The organism is Bacillus sp. SRI_025 (assembly GCF_057592095.1).
Window position 1 is genome coordinate 16,903 of the sequence record NZ_JBYEGB010000002.1, and the last position, 20,529, is coordinate 37,431.

The following is a 20,529-nucleotide window of genomic DNA, read 5'->3' on the forward strand; positions in this document are numbered from 1 at the left end:
GTTAAAATGGACATGTCAGTAAAAGAAGGGGGAAACGCACGATGCGAAAAATGTTGGGAATAATTCTGATGCTCACGTTATTAAGTGCATGTGGAAACTCTGCAGCAAACAGCGGAAAAGGGGAAGTGCCTGAGTTATTAGAAGTAAAGCTCACAGGTCCTGAGCAAGTGGAGAAAAATGAAAGCGTTATAGTAAAAGCAGCTGTCACATACGGTGATACGCCTGTTGATGATGCAGATGATGTTCAATTTGAAGTGTGGAAAGATGGCGACAAGGATAACAGCAAGATGATTCAGCCAAAGAAGGAAAACAAAGGTGTATACGAATTGCACACAGCCTTCAAAAAAGATGGCCTTTATATCATACAAGTCCATGTGACAGCTAAACAGCAGCATAATATGCCGAAAACGAACATCCACGTAGGTGAGGTGAAAAAAGAGAGTTCATCTACTGAAGATGAAGAAACCTCACATCATTAAAAGCGGTTTCATTTTGGATTAGGACGTTGGTTTGGTTCAGTATCTTGTGGTGAATCGACTTTATGCTTATATTCATAAGCCTTCGATGTCGTCCATAATGATAAAAAGACAACGATTGAGATAATGATAAAGCTGATAATCCCAAGTAACAGCATCTAACTCCCTCCTTATTTCCATATTAACATATATTTCATGCAGTCAAAATAGAAGAAATTGACGGCAGGTTTCAGTATAATAAGAAAAGGGTATTCTCATACTAAACGCAATTACATAAGGAGGAATAAACATGTCTGAAAATTTATTAAACGTTGTCAATAAACAAGTAGCTGATTGGACTGTGCTTTACGTGAAATTACATAACTATCATTGGTATGTAAAGGGGAAAGATTTCTTTACACTCCATGAGAAATTTGAGGAACTATATACAGAAACAGCTACATATATTGATGATTTGGCTGAGCGTATGCTTGCTTTAAATGGACAGCCTGTTGCGACAATGAAAGAGTGCTTAGAAATTTCCAGCATTCAAGAAGCAGAAGGCAAAGAATCAGCGGAGCAAATGGTGAAAAATCTATATGATGATTTCTCTAATATCGCTGAGGAATTAAAGAAAGGAATGGAGCTGGCTGCAGAGGTTGGCGATGAAACAACAGGTGATATGCTGCTTGCGATTCATCAATCCATTGAAAAACACAACTGGATGCTTAAAGCATATTTAGGATAATACACGTATGGGAAAAGAATGTCGGTCATATATCGATCGACATTCTTTTTTTATTGGAATCGGGACAGACAGCCCATTGAAATCATAGGGCTTTCAGCCGAAGAGAAAAGAGAAGGGAGGGAAGAAGATGTCTTCTATTGCAGGAATGATGAGTCAGCAAGTAGCGAGCATTCAAAAGACACTCAATATTAGTTTGTTGAATTCACAGCTTGCTACAAATACAGCACAAGCTATGGTGATGCTGGATCAAGTGCAGCAGCAGCCTCAAGCTGTTCAGCCAAAGGATTCAGATGCAAGCTTTATTGATGTTAGGGTCTAGGAAGTAGCCGCCGCGCAAGGCGGCTTTTTCTTGTCAAAAGAAAGCGCCTTTATTTTTTGTCGTCCAAGCTATTGCGAAAATCCTGCATATACTATTGAGGTAAGGAGTTCCACTTTGAAAGGATGTTGATGCCAAGTGAGCAAGGATTTAGGCATCTTTTCGTTGGTTACAGTGAGTTTGTCGGCGATGGGCTTTCTGTTTGGTGGAGCAGGATATTTATTGATGATTTTAGTAACGTTGATGGCTATTGAATTAATTTGTTCAAGCCTAAGAGAATCTTTGACTGGACAGCTCACAATGAAGCGGTTTTTTACGCGGCTTGTTCGAAAGATTGTGACAGTCTCCTTAATATCGATGGCGCATTTCTTCGATGTCATGCTGAAGACAAATGGGACGATTAAGGATTTAGCGATCATCTTTTATATTATTTATGAATCTTACCAAATCGTCTCGACAGCCAGAGCCCTTGGAGTTCCCATTCCACAGTTGTTTATTGATGTATTGGACATGTTGAAAAATAAATTGCGCAAAAAGCCGTAATTTCCTCATATCTGGTCATACTAAAGGAAAAAGGATGATTCAGATGGCGAGACACACATACTATGTATCCGTACAAGATGGATCGATATCGCAGCATAGAGATGCAGCGGCTTGGCAATTTCAAATAGAAGCAGATGATGATCAAATTTTGCAGCTTAGAGACTATTTCGATGAACAGTATATGACAGATTGGAAAGGCTTCTTTCGGGCACATGTTCCGTTTCTTGAATATCATTATGATAGTCCAAATGATGAAATGGATAGAAAAAGAAAAGAGATTTACACAATGATTTATGAGCTCGGCAATGAAGAGACAAGGAGCTTTATTGAGACAAATGGTTTGATGAATTGAAAAAGCATGTAGAGAATCTCTACATGCTTTATTTTCGCGGTTGTAAAATGCCTCCGATCAGATCACTGATCCCGCCGCCTCTATTTTCTTGCTGTGAATTGGTGAATTCCTGAGAAGAGCTCTGGCTCTGAGGCTTATAGCGATTATCATCTAAGCCAACCCGTAACCCAGATGTGCGCTCAAATGGCTGGATAATGACGATTTGATCTTGTTCCTGGAACTCAAATAAATAGGATTCACCAGATGTTTGTCCGATGAAAGTTTTCCAGTTCACATCTAATTTGACCTTTGGTGCTTTGCCCGTCCAAGCGACAATTGCGTCAGGGTCTACACGGCAGGGGGCTTTTAAAATGAGCGGATTTCCATTCGTTTTGATGGCGACCTGCGCTCCGTGCCCTTGATAAGAGAGTTTTGATGTAAACAGTCCTTTCTGCGATAAAATACCAACGCCTACTGGTGTGACACCGTAATGGCATTCCTCAGTAAAGGCAAGTAAATCTTCACTTTCTACACTTACATGCTGCCAAGGACCGCTTGGCTCAAGATTAATCACTGTTACATGCTCGCTTGAATCAGCCAGATAGCAAGTACCTTGTCCACTCACTTCCATCATCTCAAGGTTTTCACCTGTGAATTTCCTGCTGATATGGTTAAATACTTGGCTGACCATATTTCCTTTATTCGTTCCAAGTAATCGCTTGCGGTATTGGAAACTTCCTTGATCGGCAATCATTGCGCCCTTTTTGGCAAAAAAGATTCCGCTGCCTTCTGCTTGTAAGGTAAGTTCTTCTATTGTGACGAAATGAAATCCCATGGGTGCCGGCTCCTTTCCTGCGTCAAGATATGAATCCATAGATGCGGCATAAATCATGTAAATCTAGAGTAGTCCCTTGCCCGGTTGCAGTGATTTTCCATTCCTCCTGATCTCTCGTGAGTTCTGCGCATATAATGGATGTACAATACGAATAATCTTCTGTTAACTGAAAGGTACAAATCTCTTGCTGTGAGATTTGATCAGTAAGGCGCACATAGGCATTAGTGACTTGTCCAAAATGATGCTGGCGTTCGTGTGCATCATGTATTGTGGCTGTGACGACAATTTTATGAATATCAGGTGAGACTCTGCTTAATTGCATAATAATCATTTCGTTGTCTCGATACCCTCCGCCAACTTGATGATCGCCAAGATGACGAACAGCTCCGTCTAAGCTTTGCTGCTGGTGATAATAGATCAGATGCTTAGGAGACAACAGTTTGTCCTCTTTATTTAATAGAAACACTTGCGTATCTAAATCAATTGGCTGACCGGCCAGGTCCCAGCCAAGCCCGATATGAATTTGGTCGACCGCTGGATTGTCTTTTGTTAAATCTAACTTTTGCCCTTTCAGAAGGTGTTTCTTGATCACCTCATGGGGTGCGTCTTGTTTTGACCCATTTTTTATACTCATGCTGATTTCCTCCTCGTTGTCATAGGACAAACACTGATTCATTTACGTCATATAGGGATAAAAGGTTTCATGATTAAAATTGGGTGAAGTTGGAGATGATAAAAAGGTTTTAGCAACAATACCTCATTTTAGATACAGACGAGTTGGAACCACTCGTTTGTTTCACTTTTGATAAAAATTCTTCAGATAAATGTGATCTGTGGTATGATGTTTTACAAGAAGCAAGGACAGGATATGAGGGATTTCACATGCATGTATTTAAAGACTATTATCATAATACGGTCAAGCTCTCTTTTGAGGGGAAGCCTTTTTCAAGTCATCCTAAGCATGTTTGGGCCATCTGCCGCTACCAAGGGAAATGGCTGCTCACTGAACATGAGGATCGGGGCTATGAGTTTCCAGGAGGGAAAGTTGAGCCGGATGAAGAAGCAGACCAAGCCGCTATACGGGAGATTCAAGAAGAGACGGGTGCTGTTGTTCGTGAATTAACGTATATTGGTCAATATCAGGTGCTGGGCAGAGAAAAGGTCATTGTCAAGAATATTTATTTCGCTGATATTGAAAAGCTAGTGAAGCAAGACACGTATTTTGAAACGAAAGGACCCGTTCTTTTCGCAGACTTGCCAAGATCCATCGCAAAAAATAAGAATTTCAGTTTTATTATGAAAGATGATGTGTTAAGACAAAGTCTTGCTTATTTAGAAAAAAACGGTTTGATTCGTTAAAAAAAGCGCAGGGAGACATTCCCTGTGCTTTTTTATTTTTGAAGAAAGCGGCGTTCGAGCCATTCCACAAGCTGGTACATGATAGTCGCAAACACAGCAATAATGAAAAGACTTAAGAACACGAGTGTAAAGTTAAAGACTTGAAAGCCGTAAATGATCATGTAGCCGAGCCCTTTTGAGGAAACAAGAAATTCCCCTACAATAACTCCAACCCAAGAAAGGCCGACATTGACTTTGATCGCAGAAATCATCGTTGGAATACTAGCTGGCAAAATGACCTCGCGAAAGACGACGCTTTTTTTCGCACCAAAGGTTTTCATCACCTTTAAATAATTCTCATCGACCTCTTGAAAGGCTGTATAAATGACGATCGTCGTAATGATCACACTAATGATTGCGCCCATGGCAACGATGCTGATCATGCCAGGCCCAAGGGCAACAATTAAAATCGGGGCGAGGGCAACTTTTGGCATGGCATTTAAAATGACTAAATAAGGATCAAGAACGTTTGCCAGGCGGGTGGACCACCATAAGGCGGCAGCAAGCAAAATACCGCAAAAGGTACCAAGTAGAAATCCGAGTACTGTTTCAAATAATGTAATACTCATATGATTCACTAAAGACCCATCGGATATTTTTTGTACAAACAATTGGCAGACCGCAGATGGTGAACTAAATATCAGTGGATCGATGAGACGAAAATGACTGGCAAGCTCCCAAAGCGAAAAGAAGCTGGCGAAAATAATGAACTGATAGATTCGGGTCATGCGTTTTTCCATTCGGTATTTTTTGCGATAGGCTTCATGTAAAAGATCACTGTGTTTCAACGGTTTTCAGCTCCTTCCAAATCGTTTGAAAGAGCTCTTGGAAACTCTGGGTCTGTCTTGCTTCGAAAGGAGAAAGAGTCCTCAGATCATCTGGAACGGTAAAAATCCGCTGAATCGAGCCAGGATGCTTTGAGAATAAGAAAATGCGGTCACTCATCGCAATGGCTTCGCCAATGTCATGTGTCACAAGGACCGCTGTTTTTTGATAGTTTTTGAGTGTATGAAAGACGAGATCCTCTAAAGTGAGTTTGGTTTGGTAGTCTAGAGCTGAAAAGGGTTCATCTAGTAAAAGCAGACCGGGATTCACTGCAAGCGTTCGGGCGAGAGCCGCACGCTGCCTCATACCGCCTGACAGCTCTTTCGGGTATTTTTCCTCTACATCATGAAGGCCAAGCTTAGGCAGTAAGCCTAGAGCGGCGGAGGTGGCTTCATGTGAATCTTGTTTGGTAATTTTCAATCCGAGAATGATATTTTCCTTGATGGTTTTCCAAGGGAACAAATAATCCTGCTGGAGCATGTAGCCGATTTGATGCTCCTTTTGATTCGGTTCTTTTCCTTCGATTAAAATTCGGCCTTCAGAGGGTGGCGTTATTCCTGCAATGATAGACAGCAGGGTGGTTTTTCCGCACCCGCTGGGACCAATAAATGAAATAAATTCTCCTTGGTCTATCTCCATATTGATGTGCTGTATGGCCGTTGTTTTTTCTTTTAAAGAGAAGTACGTGTGGGTCACATGGTCAATTTGAAGGAAAGACATGTGCTACCTCCTATTCTATTTATGTTCTGTGACCTTCTTTGCAATGGATGAATCGACAAGTTGTTTGTACGGGATAAATTTCGGCAATTCATCGCTCTCCTTCATAATTTCCTGCAATTTGTTCCATTCCTCTTCATTCAGAAGGGGGTCTGTTGCATAGGATTCCTGCTGTTTGTAGCGTTTAATGGCTGTTGATAAGACATCAAGTGCTGTGTCAGGAAAATGAGATTGAATAGTTTTGGCAATCTCCTCCGGCTGCTTGGCTTCCACCCATTTCTGCGCTTTGTAAATGGCACGAGTGAAGGCTTCAGCTGTCTCTTTGTTTTCCTCTAAGTAACTTTTCTTTGCCATGAAGGTGGTATAAGGCACCTTTCCGGAAGCCTCTCCAAAGGAGGCGGTGATGTACCCTTTGCCTTCTTTTTCAATTAAGGATGCTGTCGGTTCGAATAACTGCACAAAATCGCCAGTTCCAGAGGAGAAAGCACCTGAAATATTGGCAAAATCAATATTTTGAAGCATGCGGAGATCCTTTTTTACATCAATGCCTTCCTTTTTCAGGACATATTCACCGACCATTTGCGGCATGCCGCCTTTCCGCTGTCCAAGAAAGTCTTTTCCTTTTAATTGATTCCAAGAGAATTCGCTCACTTTCTCCCTTGAAACAAGAAATGTACCGTCTGTTTGTGTCAGCTGTGCAAAGTTGATGACAGAGTCTTTTGAGTCTTGAGCCTCTACATAGATAGAGGATTCAGAACCGGTCAGGGCAATATCTGCACCACCGGATAAGAGAGCTGTCATCGTTTTATCGCCGCCCCAAGTCGTTTTTAATTCAACCTCTAGCCCTTCTTCTTTGAAGAAGTCCTCAGATAAGGCAACATATAGCGGAGCATAAAAAACCGAATGGGTCACCTCGGCTACTTGTACGGTCTGCTCTTGTTCTTTTTTACAGGCGACAAATGGAATAAAGAGCAGGACAACGACGATGAATGCCAGTCTGACTTTGATGGAACGATTCAAGAGTAATTCGCCTCCTTTGTTCTAGATCACTAATTAAAGTATGTCAAAAGGGATTTTTGGTGAGTGCCTAGATGAAAATAAGAAACGCATTGTTTATTTATAGAACGTGTCTTTTTTTCTATACTAGAAGCATGAATACTTTCTTGAATTTGGAAGAAATAAAGGGGCGGTTTCGTGTATAGAGTGAGTTGGGTATTTCTTGGGTGGTATTTAATAGGGCTCATATTAATGGTCTTTTTTGAGGTGCCAGCATGGCTTCAATTTGCAAATGGCATTTTCCTTGTGCTGTATGCCTGCTGTGTGATAGAGATTGGGCGAAATATTTATGGATCATGGGGAATGGTGATCAAACGGGCAGCCATTGTCGGCGTGCTGACATTTACGGTTGAATGGATTGGGATCACAACCGGGTTTCCTTTCGGGGCTTATGACTATTATCCAACGTTAGGTTTTCTAGTGGCAGGGGTGCCTTTAACCATTGCTTTTGCATGGGTTGGAGTATTTTTAAACAGTCTTTTTTTATCTAGTCAGCAGTCGAAGTGGAAACGAGCGGTCGAAACGGGGTTATGGATTGTCTTGCTTGACCTCATATTAGACCCAGTAGCAGCTGAACGGAAATTTTGGGTGTGGTATGACGGCGGTGGTTTTTATGGTATTCCTTTTGAGAATTTTGTGAGCTGGGGTATGATTGGAGCAGGACTTTCCTTTCTCTTCCCGCTTGTTCAGATTGATCAAAAGGCTCTGAGCTGGACGAGCCGTATTTATCAGGCAATGGTGTTCTTTTTTGGTGTGCTGGCATTAAAGGGCGGGCTCGAGGTTATTTTTTATTTAGCACTGATCATTGTTATTTTGTGTGAAGGAAGGGTTCAATTTGAAAGAAAGCGACAAAAGCCGATCGTTTAGACGTATATTTTCTCTTTATCTTGATCTGTATTTACTTCATAAACATTTTCGCTGCGTGATGATGAAAGGCGCTGTGGACCCAAACGAGAAGCTGCCTGTTCTTTATCTCGCCAATCATAGCTCATGGTGGGATGGACTCATCCTTTTTCTTTTAACAGAAAAAGCGTCCGAACTCGATCACTATATGATGATGGAAGAGAAGCAGCTGAAGCAATATGCCTTTTTTCGTAAGCTAGGTGCCTTTCCGGTTCAGAAAGAGAATCTGAAAAGTGTGAAGCAAGCATTAATGACGGCTAGAGAAAACATGCAGGCTGGCGGGGCTGTATGGCTTTTTCCACAGGGGAAAATCATGCATCAGGACATGCGGCCGCTTGAATTAGAGGGCGGGGCTTCATTTTTAGTGAGACAATTTGAGCAAGTCGTGGTGAAGCCTGTGACCTTGCATTATACATTTAATCAATTTCAAAAGCCGACAGTATCTGCTTTGTTTGGTGAAGATACCTTAGTATCTGGCGGGGCACTTCGAAGCAAGGACGTGACGCATCTGCTCAGAGATCTGCTTGAAACGCAGTTAAACGCACATCAAGCACAGGTCATCGCAGATCCTGATTTTTCAAACAATCAAGAATTTAGACAGATGACAAGGACAAGTCAGTCAACAAGTGATGCGTTTGATTCCTTTAAAAAGTGGGTGAAAACATGGCGGTCTTCCTAATTGTGATCAGTGTACTCTTGCTCTGTCAGTTTATTTTCACCATATGGAATATGAGGCAGCTTCCTGTTTTAAAGCCAGCATCCTTTCCGCCGGGTGAACCGATTTCATTATCAATTCTGATTCCAGCGCGAAATGAGGAAAATCGGATCGAAGCCTGTCTTCAGTCGATCGTTGATCAACGTCTTTACCCGAAAGAGCTCATCGTCCTTGATGACCATTCGACAGATCAGACAAGAGCGATGGTGGAACGCTTTGCAGAAAGATATCCGTGGATCCGTGTCCAGTCAGGTCAACCATTAAAGCGCGGCTGGCTTGGTAAATCATATGCCTGTTCTCAGCTCGCGGAAGCTGCTGCTTCTGACTGGCTGCTATTTTTAGATGCGGATGTCCGGTTAAAAAAAGGGGCAGTTGAATCAGTGTACAAGCAGTTATGCATGCAAAAAACGGGCATGCTGTCAGGTTTTCCAGAACAGAAAACAGGTACATTTTTTGAGCATCTTGTGGTTCCTATGATGATGTTTACCATTGGCTGTCATCTGCCAGTGAAATGGGTAAGAAAATCTAAGAACCCCGCTTTTGCCGCAGCACATGGCGGTTTTATTGCCATTGAAAAGAATTGTTATCACGACATTGGCGGGCATGCAGCGATCAAGGATTCATTAGTTGATGATATGGCCTTGGCTAGACGGGTGAAGGAAAAAGGCTTTCCGTTCACACTTGCAAGCATTCATCCATTTGTGTATATGAGAATGTATGAGAGTGGGCAGGAGGTTTGGGAAGGTTACCGGAAAAATTTATTCCCAGGTGTGAATCGAAGCATTGCTTTGTTAAGCAGTGTCTTTTGTTTATACACCCTCCTTTATTTGGTTCCTGTCATTTGTTTCATGATCGCATTGTTTCAGCTGGATGTTTTGAGCATATGCTTAGCGATCCTTTGCTATGGGCTGGGTGTGTCGATTAAAGCGGCAATAGATACTGAAAATGGTCGGACATCTGCGATGGCTTTTATATTGCCGATCAGTATTTTAAGCTTGATCGCCATTGGCTTTGCTTCTATGAAAATCGGTCTGAAAAAAGAAGGGTATGAATGGAAAGGGAGAAGGTACGAATGAAAAAAGTGATCATCATCGGCGGCGGACTTGGCGGATTATCAGCCGCGATCCGTCTCCAGTCACGCGGGGTTCAGGTCACCATTTTAGAAAAAGAAGCGGCTTTAGGCGGGAAATTGCAGCGCCATCACGAGGCAGGCTACTCTTTTGATTTAGGACCGAGTACCATTACAATGAAGGCATATTTTGAAGAAGTGTTTACATCCTGCCATAGACGGATGGAGGATTATGTGACCTTCTATCCGATTTCTCCACTGACCAAAAATATTTTTTCAGATGGCCATATGGTCGAGTTTACGCCGAATATTGAGCAAATGGAATCACAAATTGCTGCATTCAGTCCTGAAGATGCGAAGCAATACCGCGCATTTTTACAGGAATCAAAGACGCTTTTTCAAAAGGCAGAGGAGCAGTTTTTAAATCGTTTGTTATTGAGCTGGAAGGATAAGGCGGATTTAAAGCTGATGAAAGCACTTCTCGCTGTCAAACCGTTCACATCCGTTCAGCGGCTGCTGCGTCAATATTTCCGTCATCCCCATACATTGGCGATGTTTGGTCGGTATGCCACTTATATCGGCTCTTCTCCCTACGAAGCGCCGGCTATTTTTAACATGATGGCATATTTAGAAGGGGAGAAAGGGATTTATGGAATACAAGGCGGTACATATCGTTTAGTTGAGGCATTTGAGACACTGGCAAAAGAATTAGGCGTTCAGATTCACCTCAATGAACAAGTGAACAAGATTCATGTGAAGGATCGGCGGATCAAAGGAGTGGAGACGGATCAGCAGATGTATGAGGCAGATCAAGTCATTGCAGGAGCAGATGCGCTGACTGTATACCGTCATCTTATAGATGAAAAAGACCGTCCTCGTTTTTTAAATCAAAAACTGGCTGGTATTGAACCGTCGTTGTCGGGCTTTGTTCTCTTATTAGGTGTACCTAAAGTCTATGAACAGCTCGCTCATCACACTGTGTTTTTCCCTGAGGATTATGAGCAAGAATTCAAAGATATTTTTCAGAAAAAACAACTGCCTCAAGACCCGACGCTCTACATATGCTATTCAGGTCATTCAGAACCAGCTTTAAGCGGAGGACTGGGAAGAAGCAACCTGTTTGTACTGGCCAATGCACCTTATGTGACAAAAGAGCAAGATTGGGACATGCTAAAGGAGACATATCGTCAGCATGTAAAAAACAAATTAATGGAAAAAGGGCTTTTTGATTTGGATGAGCTGATCGAATATGAAGCGGTTCAAACTCCGCTCGATCTGCAGCAGAAAACGGGGGCATATCGTGGGGCCATTTATGGCATGTCTTCAAACTCGTTCAAACAGGCGTTCTTTCGCATCAATAATCAGTCAAAGGACATTGAAGGACTTTGGTTTGTTGGAGGAACAAGTCATCCAGGCGGCGGCACGCCAATGGTGACAAAATCAGGCCAGCTTGTCGCAGAAGCGATGCTGAAGCAATGGACGTAAACAGAGATGAAAAGGAGAGAAATCGAGTGATTGTGGAAAAAAGAAGGTTTCCGTCGCCCCATCCGCATATTCACTTATATACAGTGACCTATGAGGCAGATGGACTTCGGATGAAAGGGCTGCTCGCTGAGCCGGCCGGAGAAGGTCTCTACGACGGCTTTTTGTACTTACGAGGCGGCATTAAAAATGTGGGGATGGTCAGACCTGGCCGGATTGTGCAATTTGCCGCGCAGGGTTTTGTCGTCTTTGCTCCCTTTTACCGGGGAAACCAAGGAGGCGAAGGGAACGAAGATTTTGCCGGAGAAGATCGAAAAGATGCTTTTGCTGCCTTTCAGCTGTTAAAGCAGCACAAAAAAGTGAAGAAGGATCGCATTCATATCTTTGGTTTTTCGCGAGGCGGTATTATGGGCATCTGGACCGCTGTAGAAATGAAACAGGAGGCGGCTTCCTTTGTCACATGGGGAGGCGTCAGTGACATGAAACTGACTTATGAAGAGCGTGTGGATATGAGACGGATGATGAAACGTGTGATTGGCGGTCCGCCGCATAAGGTGCCAGAGGCATATGAAAACAGAACCCCTTTAAATGATGTGGATAAAATTGAAGCACCTGTCCTTATCATCCACGGAGAAGAGGACCAAAATGTTTCGATTGAGCATGCATATTTGTTAGAAGATGCACTGCGCCAGCACGGGAAGTCTGTGGAGACGTGGTATTTCCATGGATACAACCACTATTTCCCGCCGCAGCATAATCGAGAAATTGTGAGAAGGCTGACCACATGGATGCACAGCCGAAAAAGCGGAAATGTGTTAAAATAAGCATTATAACGAAATATAGAAAGTAGGGGGATTTTCATTATGGGAATGCCTGTTGAATTTAATACAATGATTGTCACAAAGGGAAAAGAGACAAGAATTGAAGAAAATGTATTTGAACTCATGAAGGATGGATACCGCATTTATCCGTTAAATATTCCACTTGAGGTGCGCAAAACGAAAGACGGAGAAAAAACTGGGACAGCACATGTTGAAAAGCTGGAGCTGACAGACAATGTCACGAAGGTGACGTACCGTCTTGTGTCATTGCATTCAACAAACTAAAAAAGCTGAGGGATTGAATCTCCTCAGCTTTTTTCATTTGGTTATACGAGTGGTCCGCCTTTGGCTTCAATGTCACTTGCCGCGTGACTGAATTTTTGGAAGTTCTTTTTAAATTCATTGGCAAGGAAGTGTGCTTTTTCTTGATAAGCCTTTTGATCATCCCATGTTTTAGCAGGTTGAAGCACTTCATCTGGTACACCAGGAATATGAAGCGGGATGTGTAATCCGAAGATGTCATCAGTAATCATTTCAGCATTGTCAAGGTCACCTTCGATTGCTGCCTGAACCATTGCTCTTGTATGAGCGAGATTCATTCGTTTGCCTGTACCATAGCCTCCGCCAGTCCAGCCTGTATTCACAAGGAATACTTTAGCACCGTGCTCATCAATCTTTTTGCCGAGCATTTCAGCATAGACGTGAGCTGGAAGCGGGAGGAATGGTGAACCGAAGCAAGTTGAGAATGTCGTTTCTGGTGATGTGACACCGCGCTCAGTTCCAGCTAATTTACTTGTGTACCCGCTCAAGAAATGGTACATTGCCTGTTCTTTTGTTAAACGGCTGATTGGAGGTAAGACGCCAAACGCATCAGCTGTTAAGAAGACAATGGCAGATGGATGTCCTGCGATACTTGGTTTCACGATGTTATCAATCATTTCGATTGGGTAAGCAGCGCGTGTATTTTCAGTAAAGAATGTATCATCGTAATCCGCTTCACGTGTTTCTTCATCAAGCACAACGTTTTCAAGAACTGATCCGAAGCTGATCGCTTTGTAGATCTGTGGTTCTTTTTCTTCACTTAAGTTCACACATTTCGCATAGCATCCGCCCTCGATATTAAAGACCCCTGTGCCAGACCAGCCGTGTTCATCGTCTCCGATCAGCTTGCGGCTTGCGCTTGCAGAAAGCGTCGTTTTCCCAGTACCTGAAAGTCCAAAGAATAAGGCTACATCGCCTTCTTGACCTACGTTTGCTGAGCAGTGCATGGATAAAATATCTTGCTCAGGAAGCAAGTAGTTCATCACAGAGAAAATGGACTTTTTCATTTCTCCTGCATATTCTGTTCCACCGATAAGAATCGTGCGTTTTTCAAAAGAAACGATGATAAACGTTTCAGAGTTTGTGCCATCTGTTGCAGGATCTGCTTTGAAGTGCGGTGCAGATAAGATGGTGAAAGGTTTTTCGTTTGAAGAAGGTGTTGACCCGTCAGGTCTGATAAATAGCTGCTTGGCAAAAAGATTGTGCCATGCGAATTCGTTTACAACTGTAATCGGCATACGATATCTTTCATCAGCGCCTGCAAACCCTTCAAAGACGAATAGTTCATCACGTTCTTTTAAGTATGACACAACCTTTGTATATAAACGGTCAAATGCTTCTTTGGAGATCGGCTGGTTGACTTGACCCCAATCGATTTTATGCTCAGAGCTTTCTTCTTTGACGATAAATTTATCTTTAGGTGAACGTCCTGTGTAGGCTCCAGTTGTCGCGCGGACAGCTCCTGTTGATGTTAAAACGCCTTCATTACGTGCCAAAATCTTTTCAACAAGTTTCGGAACAGATAAATTTTGGTGCGTATTTTCTAATGAGAGCAATGACTGCAAATCTTCTTTTAAATCCACTGAGTTCATAAAAAAACCCTTCCTTTACCGTTGAATTTGTTTGTTTCGATTAGTATAACACATTAATAATAATAGTCTATACTATTTAAAAATTTTTGTGTGTGTTTTTTCATTTCTGCTATGAAAATATGCTTTTTGGTGATGCTAATGGTGAGGAGAAAAAAGAGGGAGATAATTCTTATGAAGCATTGACATGACGCAAGGGTTTAAGATAAGATATCTTATTGAACGGATACTCTTATCCCGAGTTGGTGGAGGGACAGGCCCGATGAAGCCCAGCAACCGGTTTCTTATGAAAAAGGCATGAACATGCTGAGAAACCAAGGTGCTAACCTGATGCAAGGTACAAGAACACCTTGAGCGATAAGAGTGAAAGGCATGCGATCTCAGACCCTTTCCTCGCAATGAAGGAAATGGTTTTTTTATTTTTGGGATATCATATGAACAAATTGCCAATAACATCTCTAATATAAACGTTATTAAATATAAGAGGGAACGAGTTCCGTATCATATTGGAGGCCTCATCTTGGGATGATGTGGTCTTGTACAGGAGGAAATAGCCATTATGAGTCAAAATCGTCGTTTATTTACTTCAGAATCAGTGACAGAAGGACATCCGGATAAAATCTGTGATCAAATTTCAGACAGCATTTTGGATGAAATTTTAAAGAAAGATCCAAATGCACGTGTTGCCTGTGAAACTTCTGTTACAACCGGTCTCGTATTAGTAAGCGGTGAAATTACAACGTCTACTTATGTCGATATTCCAAAGACGGTGCGTGACACAATTAAGGAAATTGGCTACACACGTGCGAAATATGGTTTTGATGCGGAAACATGTGCGGTCCTTACATCAATTGATGAACAGTCTGCTGATATTGCGCAAGGTGTAGACAAAGCGCTTGAAGCACGTGAAGGAACAATGACTGAAGAAGAAATTGATGCGATTGGTGCAGGTGACCAAGGATTGATGTTTGGTTTTGCCAACAACGAAACCGAAGAGCTCATGCCGCTGCCGATTTCCCTAGCGCATAAATTATCTCGCCGTTTAACAGAAGTACGTAAGAATGAGACACTTGCATACCTTCGTCCAGACGGAAAAACACAAGTCACAGTTGAATATGATGAGCAAAACAAACCAGTTCGTATTGACACAGTGGTTATTTCTACGCAGCATGCACCAGAAGTGACGCTTGAACAAATCCAAAGTGACTTAAAAGAGCATGTCATCAGCCCTGTCGTTCCAAGTGAACTGATTGATGAACAGACAAAATACTTTATTAACCCAACTGGCCGTTTCGTGATCGGTGGACCTCAAGGGGATGCTGGTTTAACTGGACGTAAAATCATCGTTGATACGTATGGCGGATATGCTCGTCATGGCGGCGGTGCTTTCTCAGGTAAGGATGCAACGAAGGTTGACCGTTCTGCGGCATATGCTGCTCGTTACGTAGCGAAAAACATCGTAGCTGCCGGCCTTGCAGATTCTTGTGAAGTACAGCTTGCTTATGCAATTGGTGTTGCACAGCCTGTATCGATTTCAATTGATACATTCGGAACAGGAAAAGCTTCTGAAGAAAAATTAATTGAAGTGGTTCGTGCAAACTTTGATCTTCGTCCAGCTGGCATTATTAAAATGCTTGACCTGCGCCGTCCGATCTACAAACAAACAGCTGCATACGGACATTTCGGCCGTCACGACTTAGATCTTCCGTGGGAAAAAACGGATAAAGCCGAAACACTTCGTAAAGAAGCATTGGGACAATAACAACATAGAAAACCGCTTATTTTAAGCGGTTTTCCTTTTGATTAAAAAAAAATCTGTAAAAAGCGAAAAAATGTGAAACAAAATCGGACAAAATACTGTCTAATTATAGGTCTACTTTTAAGAAATAACATAACGTGGAGGCAATAATATGTGTGGGTTTGTTGGTGTATTTAATCACCGTCCATTGTCCGAAACTACTGAACAGGAAGAGCTAATTAAACAAATGAATCGTCTCATCGTTCATCGCGGTCCGGATGATGAGGGTTACTTTCATGATGAGCATGTAGGATTTGGATTTAGACGTTTAAGTATTATAGATGTTGAGCACGGAAAGCAGCCGCTTTCTTATGAAGATGAAAAGTACTGGATTATTTTCAACGGAGAAATTTATAACTATGTGGAGCTGAAGGAAGAGCTTGTGAAAAAAGGCTATTCATTCAGCACAGATTCAGATACGGAAGTACTTCTTGCCACATACCGTCATTATAAAGAAGAAGCGGCTTCAAAGCTTCGCGGCATGTTTGCATTTTTAATTTGGGATAAAGAAGCGCAATTATTATATGGCGCAAGAGATCCTTTTGGCATCAAACCGCTTTATTTTACACAAATGGATGAGCAAGTGTACTTTGCGTCTGAACGCAAAAGCTTGATGGCAGTGAACGAGAACATTTTATTTGATGAGACATCCTTACAGCAATACATGTCATTCCAGTTCGTACCTGAGCCAAATACACTTGATCAAAAGGTGCACAAAGTAGAGCCTGGTCATCAGTTTACTTTACGCCCAGGACAGGAGATTGAATTTAAGACTTACTGGAAAGTTCAATTCAAGCCTGAACAAACACAAGAACAAAAGCTGATTGAAGAAGTCCGCGATGCAATCTATGATTCTGTGAAAATTCACATGAGAAGTGATGTTCCTGTTGGTTCATTCCTATCAGGTGGTATCGATTCTTCTTTCATCGTATCTGTCGCAAAGGAATTTCATCCTGAGTTGAAGACGTTTTCTGTTGGTTTCCAGCAGGATGGCTTTAGTGAAGTTGATGTGGCGAAGGAAACGGCTGATAAGCTGGGCTTACAAAACTTCAGCGCTGTGATTTCTCCTGAGGAATATATGAATGAGCTTCCGAAAATTGTTTGGCATTTAGATGATCCTTTAGCTGATCCGGCGGCGATTCCATTGTACTTCGTGGCAAAGGAAGCGAAGAAACAAGTGACGGTTGTTCTTTCTGGTGAGGGAGCAGACGAGCTGTTCGGTGGATATAATATTTACCGTGAGCCGCTTTCTCTTAAACCATTTGAATCTGTTCCATCTATGCTGAAAAAGCTTCTTCTTCGTCTGGCGCGCTTAATGCCAGAAGGAATGAAAGGAAAAAGCTTTATCGTCCGCGGCTGTACACCATTAGAGGAGCGTTATATCGGTAATGCGAAAATCTTTGAAGAGCCAGTAAAGAAAAATCTCTTAAAGCAGTATGATCCGAACATTACATATCGTGATGTGACGAAGACATACTTCGAGGAAAGTGCAGGCTACAGTGATATTAACAAAATGCAATATGTTGATATTCATACGTGGATGCGCGGTGACATCTTATTGAAAGCAGATAAGATGACAATGGCGAATTCTCTTGAGCTTCGTGTTCCATTCCTTGATAAGGTCGTATTTGAAGCGGCTTCTAAAATTCCAGAAGAGCTGAAAACAAAAGATGGCACAACGAAATATTTATTGCGTAAAGCAGCAGAAGGCATTGTGCCTGATCACGTGTTAAACCGCAAGAAGCTGGGCTTCCCTGTTCCAATTCGTCATTGGCTGAAAAATGAGATGAACGCTTGGGCGAAAGACATCATTAAAAACAGTCAAACGGACGAATATATTAACAAAGCGTATGTGCTTGATTTATTAAATGAACATTGTGCTGGTAAGGCAGATCATAGCCGTAAGATTTGGACCGTTCTGATCTTTATGATTTGGCACAGCATTTATGTGGAGCGCAGTATTGATCCAGAGCAATTGAATCATCAACCAAAAGAAGTCATCTTCAGTTAATGAAAAAAGGTTTTCAGCTTTGTGCTGAAAACCTTTTTTGTCATGATAGAAAGCGGTGGAAAAGGGTAAAATAACAAGCGGTTCATAGTTATTGCTTAATATCCTGAAAAAAACATGATAAAGTGAAGATACACGTATGATGTTAACGAGATAAAAGGGAACGATAGTATTGTCCTTTTTCTACATATTCTCTGCGGATTCGGTCCATGTCTTGAATATCTTCATCTGTTAAGAGCCGAACGACTTTGGCTGGACGGCCAAAAGCGAGTGATCCTTTTGGGATGACCTTTCCTTGAGGGACAAGACTTCCTGCACCGATAAAGGCGCCTTCGCCGATCTCCGCACCATCGAGAATGATGGACCCCATGCCAATGAGGGCATTTTTTCGAATGATTGAGCTATGTAATGTGACTTGGTGTCCAATGGTAGCACCATCTTCAATAAGAAGTGTTTTTCCAGGACTTTGATGCAGGCACGATAAATCTTGAATGTTGACGTTCTTTCCAATTCTCACAGGTGCGACATCGCCTCTGATGACAGTTTGGAACCACACGCTCGAATATTCTCCAATTGAGACATCACCGGTAATGGTGGCGTTTTCTGCGACAAAGACCGATTCATGAATCTCAGGTCTAAACTGATGATATGGATAAATCACTTTTTCGACTTCCTTTCTTAATACAACATTTGTGAGGTGTTTACTTTGTGGACTTGGCATGCTGAAAGACCAGTTGGTACAATTGTGATAGTACATGGTGCGAGTGAATATCACGGCCGATATAAATGGCTGATTGAAATGTGGCGGAATGCAGGCTATCACGTCGTCATGGGTGACTTGCCTGGGCAAGGCACATCGACACGTGCGCGAGGCCACATTCGTTCATTTCAAGAATACATTGATACAGTCGATGAATGGATTGAACATGCGAAATCATTCAAGCTTCCTACATTTTTACTTGGACACAGTATGGGTGGACTCATTTCAATTGAGTGGATGAAGCAGTATACCCATACGAAGTTGAATGGCCTTATTTTATCATCACCTTGTTTAGGTCTGCAATTTAAACCGAAGAAGCTGATGGATTTTGCGTCAAAAGGTCTAAATATGCTGGCACCGTCTTTTAAAGTGGAGTCAGGGCTGTCGATTGAACTAGCGACACGAAATCAGGCGGTCATTGAGGCAGACTCAAATGATTCTCTTTACGTGACAAAGGTGTCGGTTCGCTGGTATCGAGAGCTGATCAAAAATATCGATGCGGCGATGCAGCCGACGAATGTCTTTAAATCGATCCCGCTCCTTTTAATGCAGGCGGGTGATGATAAGATCGTCGATAAAACAAGGGTGATCAAATGGTTCAATGGCATAGAATCAACCAATAAATCATACCGTGAATGGGAAGAGCTGTATCACGAAATTTTTAATGAACCGGAAAGAGAAGATGTATTTAAGGCGGCAAGAGCCTTTACCGATCAATATATTTGATTGCGAGCTTTAAGTTGGGGGTGGAGTGATTTGTCAGTACCAGAGCGTCCTTTTGCACTGATGACAAAGGTGTATAAAGATATTTTTCCGCTTGTTCATCAGGAGCTGAAAAAGTGGCGGGCTCATGCAGAAATGATTGAAAATGAAGAACTGAGAACGCAGGCACTAGCGAGCATATCTAGTAAAACGTTTCACTGTGAAGGCGGAGGTATTTTATCACTTCTAGCAGGTGAAGAGAAAGAAACGTGTATTGAATTCATCGTGGCATATCAAACCATCAGTGATTACTTAGATAACCTATGTGACCGCAGCACGTCGCTTGATCCAAAGGATTTTCATATGCTGCATCAAGCGATGAGAGATGCGCTTGATATTCATGCTGAGCTCAAGCCATATTATCAATTCCGTGAGGATCAAGAGGATCATGGATACTTACATGCGCTTGTCCGCACATGTCAAGACGTGCTTGCGCGCGTTGAGCATTATCCAATCATTCAGCCATATTTACATACGCTGTGTGATTACTATAGTGATCTGCAAGTACATAAGCACGTTGTTCCTCATGAGCGTGTGCCAAGGCTAGAGTCGTGGTTCCGCCAATATGAAAAGGATTTGCCGAAGATGGAATGGTATGAGTTTTCAGCTTGTGCGGGATCAACGTTAGGGATATTCTGTCTTGTGGCGTATGCGCTGCAGCCTGATTTTACAGAAAAGCAGGCGAAGCAAATTTACGAAAGCTATTTCCCTTATATTCAAGGTCTGCACATTTTACTCGATTATTTAATTGACCAAGAAGAGGACCGGCTTGGGGGAGATCTGAACTTTTGCTCATACTATGACTCTCATCATGAGATGATGGATAGACTACAGCATTTTATCGAAAAAGCAGATGAGCAGCTGAAAGGCATTCCGCATGAGAACTTTCACAAATTGATTAACAGAGGATTACTCGCGGTCTATTTGTCCGATGAAAAAGTGACAGCCCAAAAAGAGATGAACAAGCTGGCAAAAAGGCTGATCAAATCAAGCGGGAAAACATCGTTCTTTTTCTATATTAACGGAAGAGCCTATCGGACCTATCAGAAAATGCCTTGGATGAAATCATCATAAAAA

24 protein-coding genes and 1 riboswitch are annotated in these 20,529 nt (G+C 42.2%); of the genes, 16 read left to right on the top strand and 8 right to left on the bottom strand.

Going from position 1 to position 20,529, the window contains the following annotated elements; translation table 11 throughout:
- Positions 1 to 41: 41 nt before the first annotated feature.
- Positions 42 to 479, top strand: a complete 438-nt coding sequence (locus AC20OE_RS04920) for a FixH family protein (protein ID WP_059375222.1) — start codon at positions 42 to 44, stop codon at positions 477 to 479.
- Positions 480 to 487: 8 nt separating this feature from the next.
- Here the strand turns inward: AC20OE_RS04920 and ytzI are convergent, their stop codons facing one another.
- Complete coding sequence (ytzI, locus tag AC20OE_RS04925; RefSeq protein WP_059375225.1) at positions 488 to 634, bottom strand: YtzI protein; 147 nt, start codon at positions 632 to 634, stop codon at positions 488 to 490.
- Positions 635 to 765: 131 nt separating this feature from the next.
- Between ytzI and AC20OE_RS04930 the strand changes: the two genes are divergently transcribed.
- The 4 genes from AC20OE_RS04930 (at position 766) to AC20OE_RS04945 (ending at position 2,414) form a co-directional block, all read left to right on the top strand.
- Positions 766 to 1,203 carry a Dps family protein gene (locus AC20OE_RS04930; RefSeq protein WP_039180885.1) on the top strand — a complete coding sequence of 146 codons (438 nt, stop codon included), beginning with the start codon at positions 766 to 768 and terminating at the stop codon, positions 1,201 to 1,203.
- Positions 1,204 to 1,330: 127 nt separating this feature from the next.
- Entirely contained in the window at positions 1,331 to 1,522 is a 192-nt protein-coding gene (locus AC20OE_RS04935; protein ID WP_024424925.1) for a hypothetical protein, read from the top strand.
- Between the two features lie 135 nt (positions 1,523 to 1,657).
- Positions 1,658 to 2,062, top strand: coding sequence for a phage holin family protein (locus AC20OE_RS04940; RefSeq protein WP_034279395.1), 405 nt, complete (start codon positions 1,658 to 1,660; stop codon positions 2,060 to 2,062).
- Between the two features lie 43 nt (positions 2,063 to 2,105).
- Complete coding sequence (locus AC20OE_RS04945; protein WP_024425787.1) at positions 2,106 to 2,414, top strand: hypothetical protein; 309 nt, start codon at positions 2,106 to 2,108, stop codon at positions 2,412 to 2,414.
- A gap of 28 nt (positions 2,415 to 2,442) precedes the next feature.
- On the opposite strand, the gene AC20OE_RS04950 is transcribed toward AC20OE_RS04945, so the two are convergent.
- Both AC20OE_RS04950 and AC20OE_RS04955 read right to left on the bottom strand, forming a co-directional pair.
- The gene (locus AC20OE_RS04950) at positions 2,443 to 3,228 is read right to left on the bottom strand and encodes an AIM24 family protein (protein ID WP_099663581.1); all 786 of its coding nucleotides are present in this window, start codon (positions 3,226 to 3,228) and stop codon (positions 2,443 to 2,445) included.
- Positions 3,229 to 3,250: 22 nt separating this feature from the next.
- Positions 3,251 to 3,862, bottom strand: coding sequence for a TerD family protein (locus AC20OE_RS04955; protein WP_257218409.1), 612 nt, complete (start codon positions 3,860 to 3,862; stop codon positions 3,251 to 3,253).
- Positions 3,863 to 4,110: 248 nt separating this feature from the next.
- Between AC20OE_RS04955 and ytkD the strand changes: the two genes are divergently transcribed.
- Positions 4,111 to 4,587 (top strand): RNA deprotection pyrophosphohydrolase, encoded by a 477-nt coding sequence (gene ytkD / locus AC20OE_RS04960; protein WP_039180876.1) that lies wholly within the window; start codon positions 4,111 to 4,113, stop codon positions 4,585 to 4,587.
- A gap of 32 nt (positions 4,588 to 4,619) precedes the next feature.
- On the opposite strand, the gene AC20OE_RS04965 is transcribed toward ytkD, so the two are convergent.
- From AC20OE_RS04965 to AC20OE_RS04975, 3 genes are read right to left on the bottom strand one after another with little or no spacing between them, the layout of a single operon-like run.
- Positions 4,620 to 5,366: an ABC transporter permease gene (locus tag AC20OE_RS04965; RefSeq protein ID WP_369810477.1), complete on the bottom strand. Its 747-nt coding sequence runs from the start codon at positions 5,364 to 5,366 to the stop codon at positions 4,620 to 4,622.
- 34 nt (positions 5,367 to 5,400) lie between these two features.
- Positions 5,401 to 6,171 carry an ABC transporter ATP-binding protein gene (locus tag AC20OE_RS04970; protein WP_039180871.1) on the bottom strand — a complete coding sequence of 257 codons (771 nt, stop codon included), beginning with the start codon at positions 6,169 to 6,171 and terminating at the stop codon, positions 5,401 to 5,403.
- A gap of 15 nt (positions 6,172 to 6,186) precedes the next feature.
- Complete coding sequence (locus AC20OE_RS04975; RefSeq protein ID WP_099663579.1) at positions 6,187 to 7,188, bottom strand: ABC transporter substrate-binding protein; 1,002 nt, start codon at positions 7,186 to 7,188, stop codon at positions 6,187 to 6,189.
- A 174-nt stretch (positions 7,189 to 7,362) separates the two neighbouring features.
- Here AC20OE_RS04975 and AC20OE_RS04980 point away from each other — a divergent pair, with 174 nt between their 5' ends.
- From AC20OE_RS04980 to AC20OE_RS05005, 6 genes are read left to right on the top strand one after another with little or no spacing between them, the layout of a single operon-like run.
- Positions 7,363 to 8,091: a carotenoid biosynthesis protein gene (locus AC20OE_RS04980; protein WP_251180626.1), complete on the top strand. Its 729-nt coding sequence runs from the start codon at positions 7,363 to 7,365 to the stop codon at positions 8,089 to 8,091.
- Entirely contained in the window at positions 8,060 to 8,806 is a 747-nt protein-coding gene (locus AC20OE_RS04985) for a lysophospholipid acyltransferase family protein (RefSeq protein WP_487268593.1), read from the top strand. The genes AC20OE_RS04980 and AC20OE_RS04985 overlap by 32 nt, the downstream gene beginning before the upstream one ends.
- Positions 8,791 to 9,918, top strand: coding sequence for a glycosyltransferase family 2 protein (locus tag AC20OE_RS04990; RefSeq protein WP_487268595.1), 1,128 nt, complete (start codon positions 8,791 to 8,793; stop codon positions 9,916 to 9,918). Before AC20OE_RS04985 ends, AC20OE_RS04990 begins: the two co-directional genes overlap by 16 nt.
- Entirely contained in the window at positions 9,915 to 11,396 is a 1,482-nt protein-coding gene (locus AC20OE_RS04995) for a phytoene desaturase family protein (RefSeq protein ID WP_487268597.1), read from the top strand. Before AC20OE_RS04990 ends, AC20OE_RS04995 begins: the two co-directional genes overlap by 4 nt.
- 26 nt (positions 11,397 to 11,422) lie before the next feature.
- The gene (locus AC20OE_RS05000; protein ID WP_064497790.1) at positions 11,423 to 12,217 is read left to right on the top strand and encodes an alpha/beta hydrolase family protein; all 795 of its coding nucleotides are present in this window, start codon (positions 11,423 to 11,425) and stop codon (positions 12,215 to 12,217) included.
- A 39-nt stretch (positions 12,218 to 12,256) separates the two neighbouring features.
- Positions 12,257 to 12,499: a DUF2584 domain-containing protein gene (locus AC20OE_RS05005; RefSeq protein ID WP_025092385.1), complete on the top strand. Its 243-nt coding sequence runs from the start codon at positions 12,257 to 12,259 to the stop codon at positions 12,497 to 12,499.
- 41 nt (positions 12,500 to 12,540) lie between these two features.
- Here AC20OE_RS05005 and pckA read toward each other — a convergent pair whose 3' ends face one another.
- The gene (pckA, locus tag AC20OE_RS05010; RefSeq protein ID WP_039180849.1) at positions 12,541 to 14,127 is read right to left on the bottom strand and encodes a phosphoenolpyruvate carboxykinase (ATP); all 1,587 of its coding nucleotides are present in this window, start codon (positions 14,125 to 14,127) and stop codon (positions 12,541 to 12,543) included.
- A 226-nt stretch (positions 14,128 to 14,353) separates the two neighbouring features.
- Positions 14,354 to 14,488: riboswitch (SAM riboswitch) on the top strand.
- Positions 14,489 to 14,683: 195 nt separating this feature from the next.
- On the opposite strand from pckA, the gene metK reads away from it, so the two are divergent.
- Positions 14,684 to 15,886, top strand: a complete 1,203-nt coding sequence (gene metK, locus AC20OE_RS05015; RefSeq protein ID WP_039180847.1) for a methionine adenosyltransferase — start codon at positions 14,684 to 14,686, stop codon at positions 15,884 to 15,886.
- 148 nt (positions 15,887 to 16,034) lie between these two features.
- Complete coding sequence (asnB, locus tag AC20OE_RS05020; RefSeq protein ID WP_039180844.1) at positions 16,035 to 17,933, top strand: asparagine synthase (glutamine-hydrolyzing); 1,899 nt, start codon at positions 16,035 to 16,037, stop codon at positions 17,931 to 17,933.
- Between the two features lie 142 nt (positions 17,934 to 18,075).
- Here the strand turns inward: asnB and AC20OE_RS05025 are convergent, their stop codons facing one another.
- Positions 18,076 to 18,591 carry a gamma carbonic anhydrase gene (locus tag AC20OE_RS05025; protein ID WP_487268601.1) on the bottom strand — a complete coding sequence of 172 codons (516 nt, stop codon included), beginning with the start codon at positions 18,589 to 18,591 and terminating at the stop codon, positions 18,076 to 18,078.
- A 45-nt stretch (positions 18,592 to 18,636) separates the two neighbouring features.
- Between AC20OE_RS05025 and AC20OE_RS05030 the strand changes: the two genes are divergently transcribed.
- A complete protein-coding gene (locus AC20OE_RS05030) occupies positions 18,637 to 19,416 on the top strand; it encodes an alpha/beta hydrolase (RefSeq protein WP_372555981.1) in 780 nt (259 codons plus the stop codon).
- Between the two features lie 30 nt (positions 19,417 to 19,446).
- Positions 19,447 to 20,526: a tetraprenyl-beta-curcumene synthase family protein gene (locus AC20OE_RS05035; RefSeq protein ID WP_058838193.1), complete on the top strand. Its 1,080-nt coding sequence runs from the start codon at positions 19,447 to 19,449 to the stop codon at positions 20,524 to 20,526.
- Positions 20,527 to 20,529: the final 3 nt, after the last annotated feature.

Bases quoted from the DNA above. Each gene is read 5' to 3' on its own strand.
- AC20OE_RS04920 (WP_059375222.1), top strand. From the start codon at position 42: ATGCGAAAAATGTTGGGAATAATTCTGATGCTCACGTTATTAAGTGCA.
- ytzI (WP_059375225.1), bottom strand. From the start codon at position 634: ATGCTGTTACTTGGGATTATCAGCTTTATCATTATCTCAATCGTTGTC.
- AC20OE_RS04930 (WP_039180885.1), top strand. From the start codon at position 766: ATGTCTGAAAATTTATTAAACGTTGTCAATAAACAAGTAGCTGATTGG.
- AC20OE_RS04935 (WP_024424925.1), top strand. From the start codon at position 1,331: ATGTCTTCTATTGCAGGAATGATGAGTCAGCAAGTAGCGAGCATTCAA.
- AC20OE_RS04945 (WP_024425787.1), top strand. From the start codon at position 2,106: ATGGCGAGACACACATACTATGTATCCGTACAAGATGGATCGATATCG.
- AC20OE_RS04950 (WP_099663581.1), bottom strand. From the start codon at position 3,228: ATGGGATTTCATTTCGTCACAATAGAAGAACTTACCTTACAAGCAGAA.
- AC20OE_RS04955 (WP_257218409.1), bottom strand. From the start codon at position 3,862: ATGAGTATAAAAAATGGGTCAAAACAAGACGCACCCCATGAGGTGATC.
- ytkD (WP_039180876.1), top strand. From the start codon at position 4,111: ATGCATGTATTTAAAGACTATTATCATAATACGGTCAAGCTCTCTTTT.
- AC20OE_RS04965 (WP_369810477.1), bottom strand. From the start codon at position 5,366: ATGGAAAAACGCATGACCCGAATCTATCAGTTCATTATTTTCGCCAGC.
- AC20OE_RS04970 (WP_039180871.1), bottom strand. From the start codon at position 6,171: ATGTCTTTCCTTCAAATTGACCATGTGACCCACACGTACTTCTCTTTA.
- AC20OE_RS04990 (WP_487268595.1), top strand. From the start codon at position 8,791: ATGGCGGTCTTCCTAATTGTGATCAGTGTACTCTTGCTCTGTCAGTTT.
- AC20OE_RS04995 (WP_487268597.1), top strand. From the start codon at position 9,915: ATGAAAAAAGTGATCATCATCGGCGGCGGACTTGGCGGATTATCAGCC.
- AC20OE_RS05005 (WP_025092385.1), top strand. From the start codon at position 12,257: ATGGGAATGCCTGTTGAATTTAATACAATGATTGTCACAAAGGGAAAA.
- pckA (WP_039180849.1), bottom strand. From the start codon at position 14,127: ATGAACTCAGTGGATTTAAAAGAAGATTTGCAGTCATTGCTCTCATTA.
- metK (WP_039180847.1), top strand. From the start codon at position 14,684: ATGAGTCAAAATCGTCGTTTATTTACTTCAGAATCAGTGACAGAAGGA.
- asnB (WP_039180844.1), top strand. From the start codon at position 16,035: ATGTGTGGGTTTGTTGGTGTATTTAATCACCGTCCATTGTCCGAAACT.